At 57.0% G+C, this 498-nt stretch carries 1 protein-coding gene; it reads right to left on the bottom strand.

The genetic code is table 11. The features are described 5' to 3' along the window. Positions 1-113 precede the first annotated feature (113 nt). Positions 114-498, bottom strand: a 385-nt coding sequence (locus DEQ92_RS22035; protein ID WP_199522970.1) for a permease, incomplete at its 5' end; no start/stop codon positions are given.

A 498-nucleotide genomic window follows, 5' to 3' on the forward strand; every position in this document is an offset into this window, starting at 1 on the left:
TGAGATCGAAACGCCAACGGCCGTGTGTACTTTATAGATCGGTCGTCCTCGGTATGATACTGACGGTCAGGTAGTAGGCGATCTTCGAGTCGGGAGGTGGTGGCGACGCTGTACTACAGCAGGAGGTTGAACAGCAACCCAATCACCACGATCCCCGATGCGACTGTCACCGCGAACGACGCGATGAGCTCTTTCTTCATCACTTTCTTGAGAATCATAAACTGCGGGAGCGAGAGTGCGGCGACGGACATCATAAACGCGAGTCCAGTCCCGACCGGCAGCCCCTTTCCGATGAGCGATTCGACGACCGGGATCACACCAAGAATATTGGTGTAGATCGGCACGCCGACAGCGACGGCGCCGAAGACACCAAGAGGCCCAGACAGGTATTCGGTAACGATCGTCTGCGGCACGAAGCCGTGAATGACGGCCCCGATTCCGACACCGACCACGACGTACGGCACGATGTCGGTGATGATGTCTTTCGCCTCCACATAC

Origin of the sequence: Haloferax sp. Atlit-6N (genome assembly GCF_003383195.1) — an archaeon.
GTDB lineage: Archaea > Halobacteriota > Halobacteria > Halobacteriales > Haloferacaceae > Haloferax > Haloferax gibbonsii.